Source organism: Spiractinospora alimapuensis (assembly GCF_018437505.1).
Lineage (GTDB): Bacteria > Actinomycetota > Actinomycetes > Streptosporangiales > Streptosporangiaceae > Spiractinospora > Spiractinospora alimapuensis.
This window is the reverse complement of record NZ_CP072467.1, coordinates 4,558,692-4,574,915: the sequence shown is the minus strand read 5'-3', so window position 1 is coordinate 4,574,915 and position 16,224 is coordinate 4,558,692. Positions and strand designations below refer to the sequence as shown.

Sequence of the window (16,224 nt, the reverse complement as noted above, 5' to 3'; positions counted from 1 at the left end):
AGCAGAGCAGGAGCACACGATGAGCGAGCAGAAGCCCAACGTCGACCCGGAGATCAGTGAAGCCTTCTACGGGTTCGTCGCCTCGAATCCGAAGCCGACCACGCACGACGGCAAGCCGCGCCTGTACTTCCGGGCCGGGCAGGAGCATTACGAGTTCGCACCCGACGGGTCCAGGATCAAGCTCCCCACCACCTTCCACGATGTCGTCGCGTTCCGCGGGGCGGCCGAAGCCGGCGATCGCAAGCTCGCCAAAGGCGACTGGTTCCTCGCGATCGGGCACACGGAACCGAGCACCCACCCCAAGACCGGGGTCGAGGAGACCGAGTTCATCGCGAGCCGGTTCGGCCACGATCTCGCCCGCATGAACACCCACGTGGGCAGCCCGCGCCGGCTTTCCCAGATGGAGCCCCCGAACCGGCAGCAGCCGCAGCGGCAGGTCGGCTTCGAGCCGCCCGAGCACGAACAGCCCGGCCACGAGCAGCCCGCCCGGGCCATGTGAGGAGCCGGATGATGGACGACGACACCACGCGCCCGCCCGCCGACGAGACGACCCCCGACGACGAGGGTCAGCAGGACGAGTGGGAGGACGAAGACTTCGGGCCGACCGGTCCCGACGATGATGTGCCGGGGCCGCCGCGGCCGGTGAACTGGAACCTGCTGCTCGCGCACGATCTGGAGCAGGAATGGCTCGCCCTGAACCGGTGGGTCGAGTGGGTCAGGAGAGAGTACGCGCTGCCCGCCTCGGTGATCCCGCCGTTGTGGCACCGGCATCCGGCGCTCAAGTGGGAGCTGTCCGCGTTGCATCTGCATTGGCTCGCCGCTTACGACCCGGAACAGGACGCCTCGGCCGCGATCGGGTGGCATCGCGACTTCGCCGCCGCCCGGCAGCGGTTGCGCGACTGGGTCGCCGCCTCCGGCACCCGCCTGGATCGCGACCGTCCCGACCGGCAGACCGCCTGGCCCGGCGAGCCCCCGGCCCCGCCGGTCGAAGATATCCCGATCACGAACCGGCGGGAGGACTTCGTGGCCTTCGTGATCGAACAGGTCGCCCGCCGCAAAGCCGCCGAAGACGCCTTCTTCGCCCGCCTCGACGACGCCGACCTCGACATCGACGCCGACCCCGACGAGGACGCCGATTCTGAGGACGGGTGAGCGGTGATGGTGCGGAACTATCAGCGCAAGACCCAGCGCCCTTCGGCGGATCGACGGCTGCGGGTCACGTTCACGAGGCGGGAGCAGATCGACACCGAGAAGATCGCCGAAGTCCTCATCCGGGTCGCCCTGCGCGAGGCCGGCACCGCCAGCCCGGTCGGCCGGGCCGGAGACCAGCTCCGGGCGCTGCTGGGCAGCGAACGGTAGAATCCCAGTTGTACGTCCATCCCAGGGCGCTACCGGCTTACCCATCTGTTGCCCGAACCCGTCGCGGTTCGGCAGGCCTCCCCAATTTGTGTCGTGACCGCCCGTCGGCGCCCGCACCCACCCCCAATGCTGGGGCTGGGTGAGAGCCCGAAAGGCAGTCACGACCATGACGCTCCTCGATCTCCCCGCCGGCCTCGACCTCGGCGCGTTGCGCACCCTGGCCGCCGGCCCGAAGCAGACCAGCGAAGCAGCGGCCCTTCCTGATGGGAAGGTGCCCGCGATCTCGTACCTGCGGGTCTCCACCAAGGACCAGGCCACCCGCAACGGTCTCGAAGAAGGCCTCTCCATCCCCGCGCAGCGCGACGCCGCGCAGCGCAAGGCCGACCAGCTGAACGCGGTCATCGTCGCGGAGTTCATCGAACCAGGCGAGTCCGGCAAGACCGCGCGCCGCAAAGCCCTCCAAGAGATGCTCGACTATCTCGCCGAGCACCCCGTCCGGTACTGCATCATTAACAAGGTCGACCGCATCGCGAGGAACCGGCTCGATGACGCGATCATCCACGCCACACTCCGCCGGGCCGGGGTCACGCTCGTGTCCGTCATGGAGAACATCGACGAGACCCCGTCCGGGATGTCGATGCACGGCATCATGGCCTCGATCGCCGAGTTCTACAGCCTGAACCTCGCCCAGGAGGTCACCAAGGGGCTCGTGCAGAAAGCCACGATCGGCGGCACCCCGCACCGGGCACCCATCGGCTACCTCAACGTCCGCACCATCGACGCGAACGGGCGCGAAGTCCGCGAGGTCCGGCTCGACCCCGACCGGTGTGAGCTGATCCGGTTCGCGTTCACCGCCTACGCCACCGGCGACTGGTCGCTATCGAAGCTCGCCCGCGAGCTGGAGACCCGCGGCCTCACCACCCGGCCCACGCCGTCGTTCCCCGCGAAGCCGGTTACCACGACCGCGCTGCACAAGATCCTCACGAACCCCTACTACCAGGGCATCGTCACCTTCCGTGACGTGACCTACCCCGGCACACATGATCCGCTCGTGACGCCGGAGACGTTCGAGCAGGTGCAGACGATTCTGCGGCAGAATCACGTCGTCGGCGACAAGCCGCAGAAGTACGATCACTACCTCAAAGGCTCGATCTACTGCGCCTGCGGGAAGCGGCTCATGTTCGAGCGTCCCCGCAACCACCAGGGCGTCGCCTACGACTACTTCACCTGCACCGGCCGTCGGTTCAAGCGCAACAACTGCCAGCGCGCCGCCGTCCTCACCCACCGCGTCGAGCAGTCCATCGAGGCCGGCTACCAGGACATCTCCATCAGTCCTGGCGAGGCCGCGCAGGTCCAGGGTGTGCTCGGGCAGGTGTTCGACACCCTCTCCGAATCCACCAGCGACGAGAAGAAGCTCCTCGCCGGGCAGAAGGCGAAGCTCGAAGCCGAACAGGTCAAGCTCCTCCAAGCCCATTACGCCGACGCGATCCCCATCGCCCTGCTCAAGACCGAACAAGACCGCATCCGCGCGAGCCTGCAAGCGATCACCGGCCGGCTCGACACGTTGGAGATGACCTACGACAAGGCCAAGGTCGGGCTCGACGCAATCCTCGGGCTCCTCACCGACATCGGCGACGTCTACGCCAAGGCCGAACCCTCCGAGCGGCGGATGCTCAACCGGGCACTGTTCGACCGCATCACCATCGATGACGACGACGACGCCACCCTCCAACCGACCGAAGCGATCCAGACGATCCTGGCCACCAACCCCAGGCCACACAACGAAAGAACCTTGCCCCGCGATGATGCGGGGCAAGGTTCGAACGTTCAACTTTACGTGGAGCTGAGGGGATTCGAACCCCTGACCTACTCGTTGCGAACGAGTCGCGCTACCGACTGCGCCACAGCCCCTTGGACGTTCACCAGACTAGCAGTCCGTGAGGCGTGCGCGAACCAGGTTTTCAGTCTCCTGCGGCGCGGAGGTGCGCGTCGGCGTACTGGTCGTAGACGCCGCGGCGGCGCGAGGCGAGTTCGATGACCTTGGCCTCGTGTTCGGCCTCCGCTCGGCGTTGTTCCTCCGCGCGTTGGGCCGCGCGGCGGATCCGTGCCTGGACGCGTCGTTCGGCGTCGATCTTGGCGGCCTCGCGCAGCAGGGCGCAGTGGCCGATGAACAGGATCGTCGGGGGCGCGACGACCCACCACTGGGCGATTCCCGAGATCGCGGCGGCGGCCGTGAGAATCAGGAGGAGCAGCAGCCCGGACGTGCGGCGGCGGCGACGGGCCATGACCGTGGCCCGTCGCACGGGCGCGCTCCGCGGCGCGGTGGATTCGACGGAGTCCCCCAGGTCGACGTGAGTGTCGTGGGGGTCGTTCTCGTGCGGCGCCTCGCCGTGGTCGTCGAGGCCCTCGTCGTACATTTCGGTCTCGGTGTCTTCGCCGTTGGATTCCCGCCTGGGGACCCAGGTGGTGTCGGCCGCGTCCCGGCGAAGAAGCATGGGGACCAGGACGACAGCCCAGACCGCAACGATAGCCAGGTACAGCGGAGAGCTGGTCATGTCATAGCCCCCCTCACTCCTTCGACCATCGTGCTTACGCCCGAGTTATCGTGAAATTCCTGGTTCGCGGCGCGTGACTTCGCGTCCGTTCCTATCGGCCACCGGTGACTCCTACGGTTCCGTGGCCATTCGCACGAGCCAACCGCGGGTTTCACGCCCACGGGGTTGTGCGGTATATTTCCGGACTCCCTCCCCCACCAATACGTCTATATTCCGCACCGTACGACCCACTGTCCGCGTATGCGCAGCATTCGGGTCGGTGTGTCGCGAGATTGCAGCATGTCCCCATCCAATATTTTCTGCGGCATGTGGCGACATACCAGACAAAGGGGACCCACGGAGAGTTGTATTTTCACCACTGAACGTGATCACGGGTGCCATGACCAGTGGGCCGGCACAATACTTTCGGGAGATTATTCCGCGCGACACGCCCGAGCGGCAGCCCTTCCGGGAAGAAAAATTCGGCCGTCAGGGAGCCGCTGACGACGCTGAGGTACCTGGGTCCTGCCCACCGGGGATCCGGTGGTCATCGTTGGCCAGGCGCTGGCGCCACCGATGGACGAGGCCGTGTGGCACGTCTTCGATCGTCAGCGCGTAACAGATGTGGTCCCGCCACGCGCCGTCGATGTGGAGCTGGCGCCGACGGATCCCCTCCTCCCGGAATCCGAGCTTCTCCGCCACCCGGCGACTCGGCCCGTTCTCCGGCCGTACGTTCGCCTCGACCCGATGCAGACCGGTGGTGAAGAAACAGTGGTCGACGGCCAGGGCGACCGCGGTGGGTGTCGCTCCCTTGCCGGCGAACCGTTCGTCGATCCAGTACCCGATCTGAGCGTTGCGCGCCGAACCCCAGGTGATCGCCCCTACGGTGAGTTGACCAGCGAACACGTCCTCATAGGTGATGGCCCATGGCATCGCCATGCCACGGCGCGCCTCGGCGCGCACCGCGCGGATCATCGCGACGTAGGGCGAGAGGTGCGCGGGCTCCAACGGTGGTTCCGGCAGGGTCGGCTCCCATGGACGCAGCCACTCCATGTTGCGTCGCCGGGTCTCACGGAGCGCACCCGCGTCGCGCATCCGCATGGGACGCAGGCCTACGGGACCCTCGCGCAGGGTGACGGGCCAGCCAGGGATTCGACTCACGATTCTCTCCCTTGCGGCACGGCCGGACTGGGCGGGGGCGTCTGTGTCGGCCCCCTCGAGGCAACGAGGTGCGCTTGCGTCCAGTATCCCACTTCCCGGGAGCCAACCGGGAACCGTTGAGATCAGGACACCTGTGGATGATCCCCACCAGCGAGCTGCTGTACCGCGTGCGGCAGGATCCCGTTGAGGACCGAGATACCGTCGCGCACACCTCCGGTGGAGCCAGGGAGGTTGACGATCAGCATCTGGTGCGTGCCCAACTCCGCGATCCCCGCCAGTCCCCGGGACAGCACCGCGGTGGGCACGCCCGCACTCCACCCGACGGACCGCAGGGTCTCGGCGATCCCCGGCACCTCCCGAACCAGCAGCGGCCGGGTGGCCTCGGGAGTGCGGTCGGTCGGGGTTAGTCCCGTTCCACCCGAGGTCAGGGCCACGTCGTGGCGTTCCTCCAGGGCCCGGCGCAGCGCCGCGGCCACCGGGTCCCCGTCGGGGACCACCCAGGGGCCGCTCACCCGGAAGTCCAGGGACGCGAGTGCATCACACAGCAGTGGGCCCGTCCGGTCCGGGTACACGCCGGAGGCGGCACGGTTGGACGCCACGATCACCGCGGCGCTTCCGATCGTCACCGCTGGTCCGACGGGTCGCGCCGCCACACACCGGTCTTTCCGCCGGTCTTCTCCTCCACCCGCACGTCGGTGATGACCGCCGCCGGATCCAGGGCCTTGACCATGTCGACGAGGGCCAGCCCGGCCGTCGTCACACAGGTGAGGGCCTCCATCTCCACTCCCGTGCGATCCGCGGTCCGCACCGTCGCGGTGATTCCGACGCCGGAGTCCTCGATCCGGAGGTCGAGGTCGACCCCGTGGATGGCGATCGGATGGCACAGGGGAACCAGGTCCGGCGTGCGCTTGGCGGCCTGGATTCCCGCGATCCGCGCCACGGCGAGCGCGTCACCCTTGGGCACCGCACCGTCGCGCAGGGCGGTGGTCACGGTCGCCGAGAGTCGCACGAACCCGGTCGCGGTGGCGGTTCGTACGGAGGTCGGCTTGCCGGAGACGTCGACCATCCGCGCGGCGCCACTGGCGTCCAGGTGGGTGAGCCCGGCGGGGTGCTCGCCCCCGGGATCCGTGTGCTCCGGTGGCGCGGTCTCAGCGTTGGTCATCGTTCCTCTGTTCCCTGTCTGGCTCGGCCCCCCAGTGCGTCTGGGGCTCGGCGCCAATTACATCATCGTCGGCAGTTTGACGACCTCCACGACCGTGCCCGCCGGGAGTTCCGTCTCGTCCTCCGGGACCTGGACCAGTGAGTCGGTGGCGGCGAGGGCGGAAAGCTGGTGGGATTCCTGCCGGCTCGCCGTCTCCACCCGGTAGGGCGGCGCGCCGGACTCCGTCGCGGCGTGCGCGGGGTCGTAGGTCAGAACGCCCCGGAGGTAGGAACGACGGCCCGCTGGCGAGCGCACGGGGGTGTCCAGCCGCGCGCGCACGGTGGGCAACGGCGTGGGTTCGAGGCCCTGCAAGACTCGCAGTGCCGGCCGGACGAAGAGCGCGAACGACACGTAGGAACTGACCGGATTGCCCGGCAGCGTGAGGATCGGTACGGCCGGATCGCCCACCGTCCCGTAGCCCTGGGGTTTGCCCGGCTGCATGGCGACCTGTTCGAAGGTGACCGTCCCCAGCTCGGACAGCACCTCCTTCACCACGTCGTAGGCGCCCATGCTGACGCCACCGGAGGTGACGACGATGTCCGCCTGGCTCAGCACCTCCTGGATCCTGCGGAGGACCGTCGAGGTGTCGTCACGGACCGCGTCGTAGCGCCGACCGACCGCGCCGACCTCCTCCGCCGCGGCGGCCAGACAGTAGCTGTTGGACTCCCAGATCTGCCCGGGGGCCAGCGAGGTTCCCGGCGCGACGAGCTCCTCTCCGGTGGACAGCACCGCCACGCGGGGCCGCGGTCGCACCCGGACCTTGCGTCGTCCGACGGCCGCGAGCACCCCGAGGGCGCCGGCGGTGAGACGGGTACCGGGCGTGAGTACCTCGGCACCCGCCAGCACGTCCCCACCGGCGGGCCGGACGGCACCACCCGCAGCCGCGGGCCGCCGGATCTCCACCCGCGTCACACCGCCGTCGGTCCACTCCACCGGGACCACGGCGTCGGCGCCGCTGGGCATCGGCGCCCCGGTCATGATGCGCAGCGTGGTTCCGGCGTTGACGGTGTGGGCCGCGGTGTCCCCGGCGGCGATGTCGCCGACCACCAGAAGGGACACCGGGGAGGCCTCGGTCGCCTCGGTGACGTCGGCCGCGCGCACGGCGTAGCCGTCCATGGCGGAGTTGTCGAACGGGGGGAGAGACACCGGAGCGGTGACGGGCTCGGCGAGCACGGTGCCGTGGGCGTCGGCCAGGTCGACCTCGACGGGGTCGAGCGGGCGCACCGTCCCCACGATGTCGGCGACGTGCTGATCCACTGTCTTCACCGGTTCCTCCCGAAGGAGGCCGCGGCCCTCAGGCCGGTAAGGGGTTCGGTGCACGGCTCACACATGCTTCGCTTCCCTGTCGGTTGTCGTACGTGGGTTCGGTTCACCCGGACGCGTCGGCGCACCGTCTGCCGTACCCCGCACGATCATGGTTGAACGCGGCGAGGACCGTTGCGCGGCTGGCCGAGTCTCGGCCCGGGCTACTCGGGCGATGCCGGCGGCGCGAGGGCCGGACAGCGAGGGGTCCTCCCGGTGGCGCCGGCGACGATACGGAATCCTCTCCCTTCGGAGAGAGGGAAGGAAGTCACGGCGGCCCTCCCCCGATGTCAGTGCCTCATCCGCGCTGGCGCACGAACTCGCGCAGCCAGGGTAGAAGCTCCGGGCCCAGATCGGGGCGATCCACGGCGTACTCGATCACCGTTCGCAGGTAGTCGATCTTGTTCCCGGTGTCGAACCGCCGGCCACGGAACAGCACCCCGTAGACGGGACCCCCCTCGCTCGGCTCGCGTTGGGCCAGTTCCCGTAGCGCGTCGGTGAGCTGGATCTCGCCGCCCCGCCCCGGCGCGGTGTCACGCAGGACGTCGAACACGGCGGGGTCGCACACGTACCGCCCGATCACGGCCCACCGACTCGGCGCCTCATCGGGCGCCGGCTTCTCCACCAGGTCCGTGACGGTCACGACATCGGCCGTCTCGGTTCCGTCGATCGCGGCGCAACCGTAGAGGGAGACCTGCTCCGGAGGCACCTCCATCAAGGCGATGACGCTGCCTCCGCGCTCCTGACGTACCTGGATCATGCGCTTGAGCAGCGTCGCGTCCTCGTTGAGGAGGTCTCCACCGATGAGGTCGTCGCTCAGCAGCACCGCGAAGGGCTCGGCTCCCACGTGCGGCTCCGCACACAGCACGGCGTGGCCCAACCCTCGCGGTTCCCCTTGGCGCACGTAGTGCACGTTGGCCAGCGCGCTGGTCTCGCGGACCGCGTGGAGGCGCTGGGTGTCGTTCTTCATTCGCAGCGCCTCCTCGAGTTCGTAGGCGCGGTCGAAGTGGTCCTCGATCGAGCGTTTGCTCCGCCCAGTGACCATCAGCAGGTCGGTGAGTCCGGCCTCCACCGCCTCCTCCACCACGTACTGGATGGCCGGTTTGTCCACGACCGGCAGCATCTCCTTGGGCATCGCCTTGGTCGCGGGGAGGAACCGCGTGCCCAAGCCGGCGGCCGGCACCACCGCCTTGCGAATCTGATGCGTATCAACTGGGGAAACACTCATGTGCGAACTCTAGGGCAGCGACGTAACACGCAGCCGAATGCGCGCGGGCCGGGCAGTGTAGTCGCGGGGAGCTTCGCCGCCACGAACCCCGGCGTGGCTCGGGGCCGCGTGGCAGACTGGCGGGGTGACAACGGAGCGACTCGCTGGGGATCCGTCGGAGAAGGCGCGGTTGCGCGCGGAGTTGGAACGCGCCCGCGAGGCCTTGTCGGTCGAGGAGGTGTCCGCGGCGGGTTCGGCCTTCCGGGACATCCTCCTGGGGATTCCGCAGCTCACCATGGGTGGCACGGTCGCGGCCTACTACTCGGTGGGGACCGAGCCCGACACCCGCAAACTGGTCACCGGCCTGTGGAAGCACGGGGTGTACGTGCTGTTGCCGGTGTGTCTTCCGGGCGGTGTCCTGGACTGGGCGGCCTACGACGGCCCCGACAGTGTGGCGCCGGCCCGGTTCGGCCTGATGGAACCGACGGGACCGCGATACGGGCCGGACGCCCTGGCCCGGGTCAGTGCCGTCGTGACGCCGGCGATGGCCGTCGACCAGCGTGGGTTCCGGCTGGGCAAGGGTGCGGGCTTCTACGATCGGGCCTTGGCCCGCACCGGACCACACACCCTCACCATCGGTGTGATTTATGACACCGAGTTCGTGTCCAGGCTTCCGGCGGAGCCGCACGACGTCCCGGTGCGGGCCGTGGCGACGCCCGGCGGCGGGATCCACTGGATCGACGGACACGAGCCCGACGCAACGGGCGGCACCCCCCAGGAGGGGAAGAGATCCGCCGGTCCCGGCGTTGTGAGCTGACGGAGCCAACGCCTGACTCCGACCCGCGACTCGCAATGGCGTCCCCGTGCGCGTACCATTTAGCAGTCGACGGGCGAGAGTGCCAACGAGGAGGAGTTCGTGCCTACTTACCAGTACGCGTGCACCGAGTGCGGAAAGGAGCTGGAGGCCGTCCAGAAGTTCAGTGACGACCCCCTCCAGACCTGCCCCGAGTGCCAGGGCCGCCTGCGCAAGGTGTACTCCGCCGTCGGTGTCGTGTTCAAGGGCTCCGGCTTCTACCGTAACGACAGCCGCTCCGGTTCCAGCTCCTCGCTGAACTCCTCCAGCTCAGCGGGATCCAACGGCTCCAGCGGCTCCAAGGACTCCGACAGCGGTGCCAAGGAGACCGCCAGCTCCGGCGGCGACTCCTCCTCGAGCTCCACCGCGTCGTCCGGCTCCGGTAGCTCGGACTCCTCCACCTCTTCCGGGTCTTCTGGCTCCTCCGGCTCCAAGGCCGCCGCCAGCGCCAACGCCTGACCCACCCAGTGCGCGGCCCCGCGGCACCCGCGGGGCCCGTCAGCGTGCCCAGTCCTCGACGGACCCGATCCACCATGACGCGTGTGGCCGCGTTGGACCCCCGCGAACCGCCCCGACTCGCGACAGCGGTGAGCGGACCTGTGGACAGCCCACGGCGAAACCGCGCTCGCCGACCTATGGTGGCGCCATCCACTCCTCGTCGGAGGCGCCATGGCACCGTCGGCCTCTCGTGGATCCCGCGGGACCCACCCCACCCTGACCGCGCGGACGCTCCCCCTGCGTTGGTCCGTCCTGCGCCATCGCCGACGCCTCTCGGCGCTGTGCGGGCTACTCGCGGCGGCGGCCACGGTGCTCGCGCTGCGCCCGGTGGAGGGTGAGTCCGTCGCCGTCCTCACCGCCGCGCACGACCTGACCGCGAGCGACGCCGTCGACGGCTCGGCGGTCACCGTGCGCTCGGTTCCCCCAGCACTGGTCCCGGCCGGCGCGCTGCCCAGTGACGCCGACCTCACCACGGCGCGACTGAACGCTCCCGTGGGCGAGGGAGAGATCCTGACCGTGGCCCGGCTGTCCGAACCGGCCGCCGCCGACTACGGGCCCGACCTGGTGGCCGCCCCGGTACGGATCGCCGATCCCGGTGTCGCCGAACTCGTCGCGCCCGGGACGCGCATCGACGTCCTCGCCACCACCGAGACCGAGGTGGGACTGAGCGGGGGCGGCGCCGCCGTTGTGGCCAGTGACCGCCTGGTGATGACGGTGCCCGACGCCGAGGGCGCGACCGGAGGGGACGCGCTGCTGCTCGTCGCGGTGACCGAGGACGAGGCACGGGCCCTGGCGTCCAGCGCCGTGGACGGACGGCTTTCCGTTACGATACGCAGCCGGTAGAAAACACACGGTTGATTGAGGGTGCTGTCGTGAGCGGATTCCGCAAGTTCCTGTTGCAGGGAAACCTGATCCAACTCGCGGTCGCGGTCGTGATCGGCGCCGCGTTCGGTGATCTCATCACGGCGTTCACCAAGGGCTTCATCACGCCACTGCTGGGGATCTTCGGCGGTGTCCCGGAGTTCTCGGACCTCTACTTCGAGATCAACGGCAGCCAGTTCCTCTACGGCGCGTTCGTCGACGCCGTGATCGCGTTCGTCATCATCGCCGCGATCCTGTACTTCCTGGTCGTCCTGCCCATGGGCGCGCTCTACGACCGGATGACCCGACTGGAGGAGAGCACCACGCGTGAGTGCCCCGAATGCCGCAGCGAGATCCCGAACGAGGCGACGCGCTGTTCGCAGTGCACCGTCCAGGTGACGCCCCAGGTGGCGACCTGAGGTCAGCGCTGTCGGCGGTCCCGAAGCCCCACGCCTTGTGTGGCGCCACGGCGGAGGGTTCGGGACTGGCCGGAGTCCTCGGCCGCCCCTCGCGGCCGCCGGCTCAGCCTTCGTACTCCCAGTGCCACGGCTCGAACGGGCTTCCCTTCGCCCAGTCGGGGTGGATCCACCCGTAGGGCGCCCCGTTGGTCTCCAACCAGTTCCACTTCTCGGAACGGTAGTTGTTCAACCCGTTGCACAGGTCGAGGGCGAGGGCTCGACCGTGGGTACTCGTTCCGGGGATCGCCGCGAATCCGGGGCGCTCGGCGTAGACGCGGTGCTGGTTCGGCAGGTCACGATAGGCCGCGGTGATGCAGATGTCCTCACCGAACTGTTCGTTGTACTCCTGGTTCAGGGCGAGGAAGTCGATCGCGGCGTCGGCCCGCAGCAGGTCACCGTCCCCCACGTCGCACAGGGCGTCCTCGGGGATCAGACCGTTGGGGGCGTTGTCGGCCGCCTCGACCTGGCTGGTGTCGCAGTCCACGCCGGCCATGTAGGCGTCCACGGACATCCCGCGGGCCTCCAGCTCGGCGTAGAGGGCTTCGGTGCTCTCCTCGGAGAGGTTGCGGAGCTCCTCCAGTTCGTCTTCCAGCTCCACCCGTTCGAGCTGGGTGCTCGCCTGGAGCTCCTGGGCGGACGTGGTCAGTTCGCCCTGGTCGTCGTGCAGCCCGCTCGCCTCTTCCAGGACGGCTTCCCGGTCCTCGGCGAGTTTGTGGACGTAGGACTCCACCTCGAGGTCGGTACCGAGGGACTCTGAGGTCAGTACGCCGACGACGCCGGCCTCGGGCTGCTTGTAGAGCGTCGCCGCCAGTTCGGCCAGTGGTTCCCGCAGTTCACCGAGTCGCAGCTCGGTCTGCTGTAGGGAGTGCAGGGTCGAGACCAACTCCTCTTGGGCCGCCTCGAGCTCCTCTTCGCGCTCGGTGTAGGCGTCGGTGGCTTCCTCGAGCTCGTCGCGTGCCTCCTCGGCCTGCTCCGCCAAGTCGTCCAGATCGTCGGCCGAGACCGGCGACAGGACAGGAGCGGCCGCGGTCTGGCCCACGGGCCCGGCGAGCAACGCGGCCGCGATCACCAGGACGCTGCTGCGTGTGAGCCTGGAGTGATCACGCAGAGCACCCTTGCTCGAACCGCCGGTCGTCGTGCCGCGGGTCCATGGCAGCACTCCCGATGCGAACGGCACTGAAATGGTCCTCCGACTGCCCATACCTCGATCGGCGCGGTCAGGGTGGGGTTTGCGACTCGCGCCGATGGCGCCGACACAGCGCCTAGAGCGTACACCCGTCTCCGATACGGACGCCCGCTCGATGCGACGCGCGGCAGTCTCCCACAACCGGTCACAACCGCGGGGGCCGGGGCCCACACACATTCGAGCGGTACTGGATCCGTCGGTTACGGATTCAAACCGTCCTAAAACCTTACTCGCAACAGAGGGTCGATCCTAGCGGTCCGCACACACACGCTCGCCCGCCGAGCATGAAAGGCACGACCTGCCGGCGGTTCCGATATCCTTGGTGTGCCGGGCCTCATAGCTCAGGGGACAGAGCACCGCTCTCCTAAAGCGGGTGCCGCAGGTTCGAATCCTGCTGGGGCCACACGCGGTGACCTGCGAGCACTTCGCAACGTCACCAAGAACGGAGCCTGTGGGTTGCAATCCAGGTTGCAGTCCACAGCGCTCCATGCACCTCTACTACTCGTCGAACAGCGTCGACATCTTCCCAATCGCCGCGCGCGCTTGGTCGCTGCTCACGTGGATGTACCGCTCGGTCTGCGAGATCTGGGAGTGGCCGAGAATCTCCTGAACGGTCCTGGCGTCTGCCCCAAGCTCCGTGAGGATAGTCGCGGCGGTGTGCCGCCCATCGTGAACCCGAACGTCGCGCACCCCGGCCACGGCCAGGAGGCGCTTCCAGTCTTCCCAGTCGGTGTGCTTCCCGATCGGCCCTCCGGCTGGAGAGGCGAAGACCAGGTCCCATGTGGCGCCTTCCCAGTTCTCTCCTGCAAGGTCTGCCTCGTGCCGCTGCATCTGCCAGTGCACCCGGAGCTCCGTCACCAACGGGGGCGGGATGGGCAAGACCAGGCGCTGCTTCCCCTTTCCTTTTCCCGACGCCTTGCGCCGCCCGAAGTAGTAGTCGCCGCCGACCCGATCCGGACACTCACGGCCGTGGCCTTCGCACGCTGTCGGGCACGGGCGCTTCGGGCACTGGTGATACCGCGCCGTGCATCCGGGCTCGCACTTCGGCTTGTGGTGACCCTTACACCCCGTCGGGCAGGCGATGAGGTGCCTACCTTTAGTACACGCCGCGATGTCCTCGCACCCATGACGGAACGGGCGGTGCTTAAGCTGCCACTCGACCCGGGCCTCATAGTGGAGCTGGCCACTGCACGCCGGGCAGCCCTTGGCGTCGGTAGCGAACAGGTCCTGGAGGTCGTAGACCACTCGGCATGGGTCGCATGCGGCCTTCAGGTAGGGCCACCGGAGGCCGAGGGCTTCGGACTGGCGGATCCCCAAGGTGAGTGCCAACGACCAGCGGATGCCCATCCGTCGACCCCGGCATGCCCTCAGGAGTACACGTGCCTCCTCCCGTCCGAGCGGCTCGCCCTCGGCCACCGCTTCACTCGAGGGCGGCTTCACCAATGAGACCGGGTTGCGCTTGATCAGATCCCGATCGGTGGCCACTTGGAAGCCAGCCATCAGCCTCCAGTGAACCTTCAAGATCGTGGACTGGGCGAGCCCCTTCTCGTCAGCCAGGCGCTCGTAGAAGTCCTCGATGTGGTCCGGCAGCACGTTGTCGATGCGGTGGCGACCGAGGCCCGGAATGATGTGGCGTCGCACAGTTGGCTCGTAGGACGTCGTGAGGGTGTTCTCGTCGACCTCGCGGGAAACGACCCTCGTCAGCCACCGTTCGAACCATTGCTCGACAGTAGGGGTTCTGCCGGTCTTCGTGACCCGGCCCGCGTCCCGGTCGGCTTCGAGCGCCTGGACTTTCTGGGTGACTTCGGCTTCGGTCTGCGCTTTCCGGTGGCGCCGGTCGGGGCGGCCGTCGGACTTGACGCCCATGGTGACCCAGCCGTGCCAGAGGCCGTCGGAGTCAGAGAAGTAGATGGAGGAGCGCAGGTTGGGGGCGCGTCCTCGTCCTTCGTCGGTCATATGCTGTTCTCCTCGTTCATCTGCTGTGGACGAGAGCCTGGGCCGCCGCGGTGCAACGCGGCGGCCCACCTTTTTAGGGATCGGGTGGAGCTTCGGCCGCGGCGAGGGCGACTTCGAGCTCCACATCGGTGAGCGACGGGACGGCTGCGGCCAAGGCCGCGTGTGCGGTTGCCGTCGGGGCTGTCTGGTTAATGGTGATCAGGTAGCCGCCGTCGATGCCGGCGCCAGCGGCATCGATGACGGTTATGATCGCGGTTCCTGGTGGTAGTCGCGTCCGCATGATCCAAATGCGGGGACGAGCGCTAGTTAAGGGCGTTACGGACATTGCCCCCCCGGGGGATTCTGCTGGGGTGAAATGCCACGGTAAGCGTGATCACCCAACATGTCCGTAACAGAACGAAATCATTTCAGGCTTTCCAGGTTGTTCGCCCTGGAAATCAACACTCTCTGTTACGCCCGCCGGGTAGTGCTATCGATCGCGTCGGCGGCGTTCGCGCTCCATGTGAACGATCATGAGCGCCTGTGTCCGGGCCTGTTCCAGTGCCCTCTTTAAGAGTTCGTTGGCCTCGTCGGGAGAGAGGTCCTCGTCGGCCGCGATGTCGTCCGCGAGGTCCCGAACGATGTGCTGCGCGAGGCTAGCCGCTTTCAGTCCGGCTTCGACCTTGCCTTCTCCAGTAGGGATTAGATCAACTGGCGCCACCCCGGAGGCCAGCCGCTCGATCGAACCACGCGCCCAAGCAAGCTTCGCTTCGACCTTTGCAATTACATCTTCGCTGAAGCGACTACGCTTCCCGCGTTCCAGGTCTTGGAGCATCCGGTAGGAAACGGAGGGGTCCCGCCGGGCGAACTCCATGCGGTCTACACCGAGCATTTCGCGTCGCGCCCGCACGGCGGCGCCAACCTCGGCCGCGCGATCCCCAAGGTCAATGCTTGGACGCGCCATGGCGGACTGCCCTTCCGTGCCGTGAGCAAGTGTTCCATACCGAGGATCGTTACGTATATCGCCCTAGGCATCAATAGGCATCCTTGTTGCCTATTGGGTACGAGTATATAGCGGAACAGTAAGGGCCCCCCTGAAGTAACAACCCACCGGGCATGATGCCGAAACATGCCCTCACTGACTTGCATGCATGCCTATGGATGCCTATAGTGCTGCCATGCCCAAGACCCCCACAGCGGCGGTGAACGGCACCGCCATTCGCGAGTTCCGCCACCTCCTCGGCATGAGCACATCCGAGCTCGCCGACCGCGCCCGAACCACATCACAGCACGTCAGCAACATCGAACTTGAAACTCGTGCTTGCTCGGCGGTTCTTGCCGGTCGCATCGCGGACGCCCTCGGCGTCCGGCGCGCCGCGATCCTCAGGATGCCGATAAATGCCGAGGAGGTGGCGGCATGAATTCCGTCGACGCCGACGCAGCGCCGACGCCACGCCGGCTACTGCGGGTCCACGAAGCCGCCGGTGCGCTCGCAATCAGCGAGGCCATGTGCTGGTCGCTGATCAAGACCGGCCGACTTCGGTCGATCAAGATCCACACCGCACGCCGTGTGCCGATCGAAGCCCTCGACGAGTTCGTCGACCAGGCCGTCGCCTGACCCCTCATGAAAGCGCCCCCGCCCGGATGCCGCCGGGACGAGGGCTCGGCC

18 protein-coding genes, 2 tRNA genes and 1 pseudogene are annotated in these 16,224 nt (G+C 68.1%); 11 read left to right on the top strand and 10 right to left on the bottom strand.

Annotated elements, in window-relative coordinates; translation table 11 throughout:
- Nucleotides 1–19: 19 nt before the first annotated feature.
- From J4H86_RS21505 to J4H86_RS27690, 4 genes and pseudogenes are all read left to right on the top strand, one after another.
- On the top strand, nucleotides 20–499 hold the full coding sequence (locus tag J4H86_RS21505; protein ID WP_184398050.1) for a single-stranded DNA-binding protein: 480 nt from the start codon (nucleotides 20–22) through the stop codon (nucleotides 497–499).
- Nucleotides 500–507: 8 nt separating this feature from the next.
- Nucleotides 508–1,152: a hypothetical protein gene (locus J4H86_RS21500; protein WP_236539784.1), complete on the top strand. Its 645-nt coding sequence runs from the start codon at nucleotides 508–510 to the stop codon at nucleotides 1,150–1,152.
- A gap of 6 nt (nucleotides 1,153–1,158) precedes the next feature.
- On the top strand, nucleotides 1,159–1,359 hold the full coding sequence (locus tag J4H86_RS21495) for a hypothetical protein (RefSeq protein ID WP_184398046.1): 201 nt from the start codon (nucleotides 1,159–1,161) through the stop codon (nucleotides 1,357–1,359).
- 166 nt (nucleotides 1,360–1,525) lie between these two features.
- A pseudogene (locus J4H86_RS27690) lies at nucleotides 1,526–2,398 on the top strand (recombinase family protein); the annotation flags it as partial.
- Between the two features lie 799 nt (nucleotides 2,399–3,197).
- Here J4H86_RS27690 and J4H86_RS21480 read toward each other — a convergent pair.
- The 7 genes from J4H86_RS21480 to galU all read right to left on the bottom strand — a co-directional run bounded on the left by J4H86_RS21480 (nucleotide 3,198) and on the right by galU (nucleotide 8,785).
- Nucleotides 3,198–3,270, bottom strand: a tRNA-Ala gene (locus J4H86_RS21480).
- 50 nt (nucleotides 3,271–3,320) lie between these two features.
- Nucleotides 3,321–3,914 (bottom strand): divisome protein SepX/GlpR, encoded by a 594-nt coding sequence (gene sepX, locus J4H86_RS21475; protein ID WP_236539778.1) that lies wholly within the window; start codon nucleotides 3,912–3,914, stop codon nucleotides 3,321–3,323.
- A gap of 468 nt (nucleotides 3,915–4,382) precedes the next feature.
- Nucleotides 4,383–5,054 carry a GNAT family N-acetyltransferase gene (locus J4H86_RS21470; RefSeq protein WP_236539776.1) on the bottom strand — a complete coding sequence of 224 codons (672 nt, stop codon included), beginning with the start codon at nucleotides 5,052–5,054 and terminating at the stop codon, nucleotides 4,383–4,385.
- Between the two features lie 122 nt (nucleotides 5,055–5,176).
- Nucleotides 5,177–5,680, bottom strand: a complete 504-nt coding sequence (locus J4H86_RS21465; protein ID WP_394356404.1) for a MogA/MoaB family molybdenum cofactor biosynthesis protein — start codon at nucleotides 5,678–5,680, stop codon at nucleotides 5,177–5,179.
- A complete protein-coding gene (gene moaC, locus J4H86_RS21460) occupies nucleotides 5,677–6,216 on the bottom strand; it encodes a cyclic pyranopterin monophosphate synthase MoaC (RefSeq protein ID WP_236539774.1) in 540 nt (179 codons plus the stop codon). Before moaC ends, J4H86_RS21465 begins: the two co-directional genes overlap by 4 nt.
- 57 nt (nucleotides 6,217–6,273) lie before the next feature.
- On the bottom strand, nucleotides 6,274–7,521 hold the full coding sequence (gene glp / locus J4H86_RS21455) for a molybdotransferase-like divisome protein Glp (protein WP_236539772.1): 1,248 nt from the start codon (nucleotides 7,519–7,521) through the stop codon (nucleotides 6,274–6,276).
- A 334-nt stretch (nucleotides 7,522–7,855) separates the two neighbouring features.
- On the bottom strand, nucleotides 7,856–8,785 hold the full coding sequence (galU, locus tag J4H86_RS21450) for a UTP--glucose-1-phosphate uridylyltransferase GalU (RefSeq protein WP_236539770.1): 930 nt from the start codon (nucleotides 8,783–8,785) through the stop codon (nucleotides 7,856–7,858).
- 124 nt (nucleotides 8,786–8,909) lie between these two features.
- Here galU and J4H86_RS21445 point away from each other — a divergent pair, with 124 nt between their 5' ends.
- The 4 genes from J4H86_RS21445 (at nucleotide 8,910) to mscL (ending at nucleotide 11,395) form a co-directional block, all read left to right on the top strand.
- Nucleotides 8,910–9,581, top strand: coding sequence for a 5-formyltetrahydrofolate cyclo-ligase (locus tag J4H86_RS21445; protein ID WP_394356403.1), 672 nt, complete (start codon nucleotides 8,910–8,912; stop codon nucleotides 9,579–9,581).
- Nucleotides 9,582–9,680: 99 nt separating this feature from the next.
- Entirely contained in the window at nucleotides 9,681–10,076 is a 396-nt protein-coding gene (locus J4H86_RS21440; RefSeq protein ID WP_236539769.1) for an FmdB family zinc ribbon protein, read from the top strand.
- A gap of 210 nt (nucleotides 10,077–10,286) precedes the next feature.
- A complete protein-coding gene (locus J4H86_RS21435; RefSeq protein WP_236539767.1) occupies nucleotides 10,287–10,958 on the top strand; it encodes an SAF domain-containing protein in 672 nt (223 codons plus the stop codon).
- 29 nt (nucleotides 10,959–10,987) lie between these two features.
- Nucleotides 10,988–11,395, top strand: a complete 408-nt coding sequence (mscL, locus tag J4H86_RS21430; protein WP_236539765.1) for a large conductance mechanosensitive channel protein MscL — start codon at nucleotides 10,988–10,990, stop codon at nucleotides 11,393–11,395.
- A 103-nt stretch (nucleotides 11,396–11,498) separates the two neighbouring features.
- Here mscL and J4H86_RS21425 read toward each other — a convergent pair whose 3' ends face one another.
- Entirely contained in the window at nucleotides 11,499–12,611 is a 1,113-nt protein-coding gene (locus J4H86_RS21425; RefSeq protein ID WP_330932442.1) for a M15 family metallopeptidase, read from the bottom strand.
- A gap of 339 nt (nucleotides 12,612–12,950) precedes the next feature.
- Here J4H86_RS21425 and J4H86_RS21420 point away from each other — a divergent pair.
- Nucleotides 12,951–13,023, top strand: a tRNA-Arg gene (locus J4H86_RS21420).
- A gap of 95 nt (nucleotides 13,024–13,118) precedes the next feature.
- Here J4H86_RS21420 and J4H86_RS21415 read toward each other — a convergent pair.
- Both J4H86_RS21415 and J4H86_RS21410 read right to left on the bottom strand, forming a co-directional pair.
- Nucleotides 13,119–14,576 carry a tyrosine-type recombinase/integrase gene (locus tag J4H86_RS21415; protein ID WP_236539763.1) on the bottom strand — a complete coding sequence of 486 codons (1,458 nt, stop codon included), beginning with the start codon at nucleotides 14,574–14,576 and terminating at the stop codon, nucleotides 13,119–13,121.
- 469 nt (nucleotides 14,577–15,045) lie between these two features.
- Nucleotides 15,046–15,429 carry a hypothetical protein gene (locus J4H86_RS21410; RefSeq protein ID WP_236539761.1) on the bottom strand — a complete coding sequence of 128 codons (384 nt, stop codon included), beginning with the start codon at nucleotides 15,427–15,429 and terminating at the stop codon, nucleotides 15,046–15,048.
- 304 nt (nucleotides 15,430–15,733) lie between these two features.
- Here J4H86_RS21410 and J4H86_RS21405 point away from each other — a divergent pair, with 304 nt between their 5' ends.
- Both J4H86_RS21405 and J4H86_RS21400 read left to right on the top strand, forming a co-directional pair.
- Nucleotides 15,734–15,976, top strand: a complete 243-nt coding sequence (locus J4H86_RS21405; protein WP_236539759.1) for a helix-turn-helix transcriptional regulator — start codon at nucleotides 15,734–15,736, stop codon at nucleotides 15,974–15,976.
- A complete protein-coding gene (locus J4H86_RS21400; protein ID WP_236539758.1) occupies nucleotides 15,973–16,173 on the top strand; it encodes a helix-turn-helix domain-containing protein in 201 nt (66 codons plus the stop codon). The genes J4H86_RS21405 and J4H86_RS21400 overlap by 4 nt, the downstream gene beginning before the upstream one ends.
- The last annotated feature ends 51 nt before the right edge of the window (nucleotides 16,174–16,224 follow it).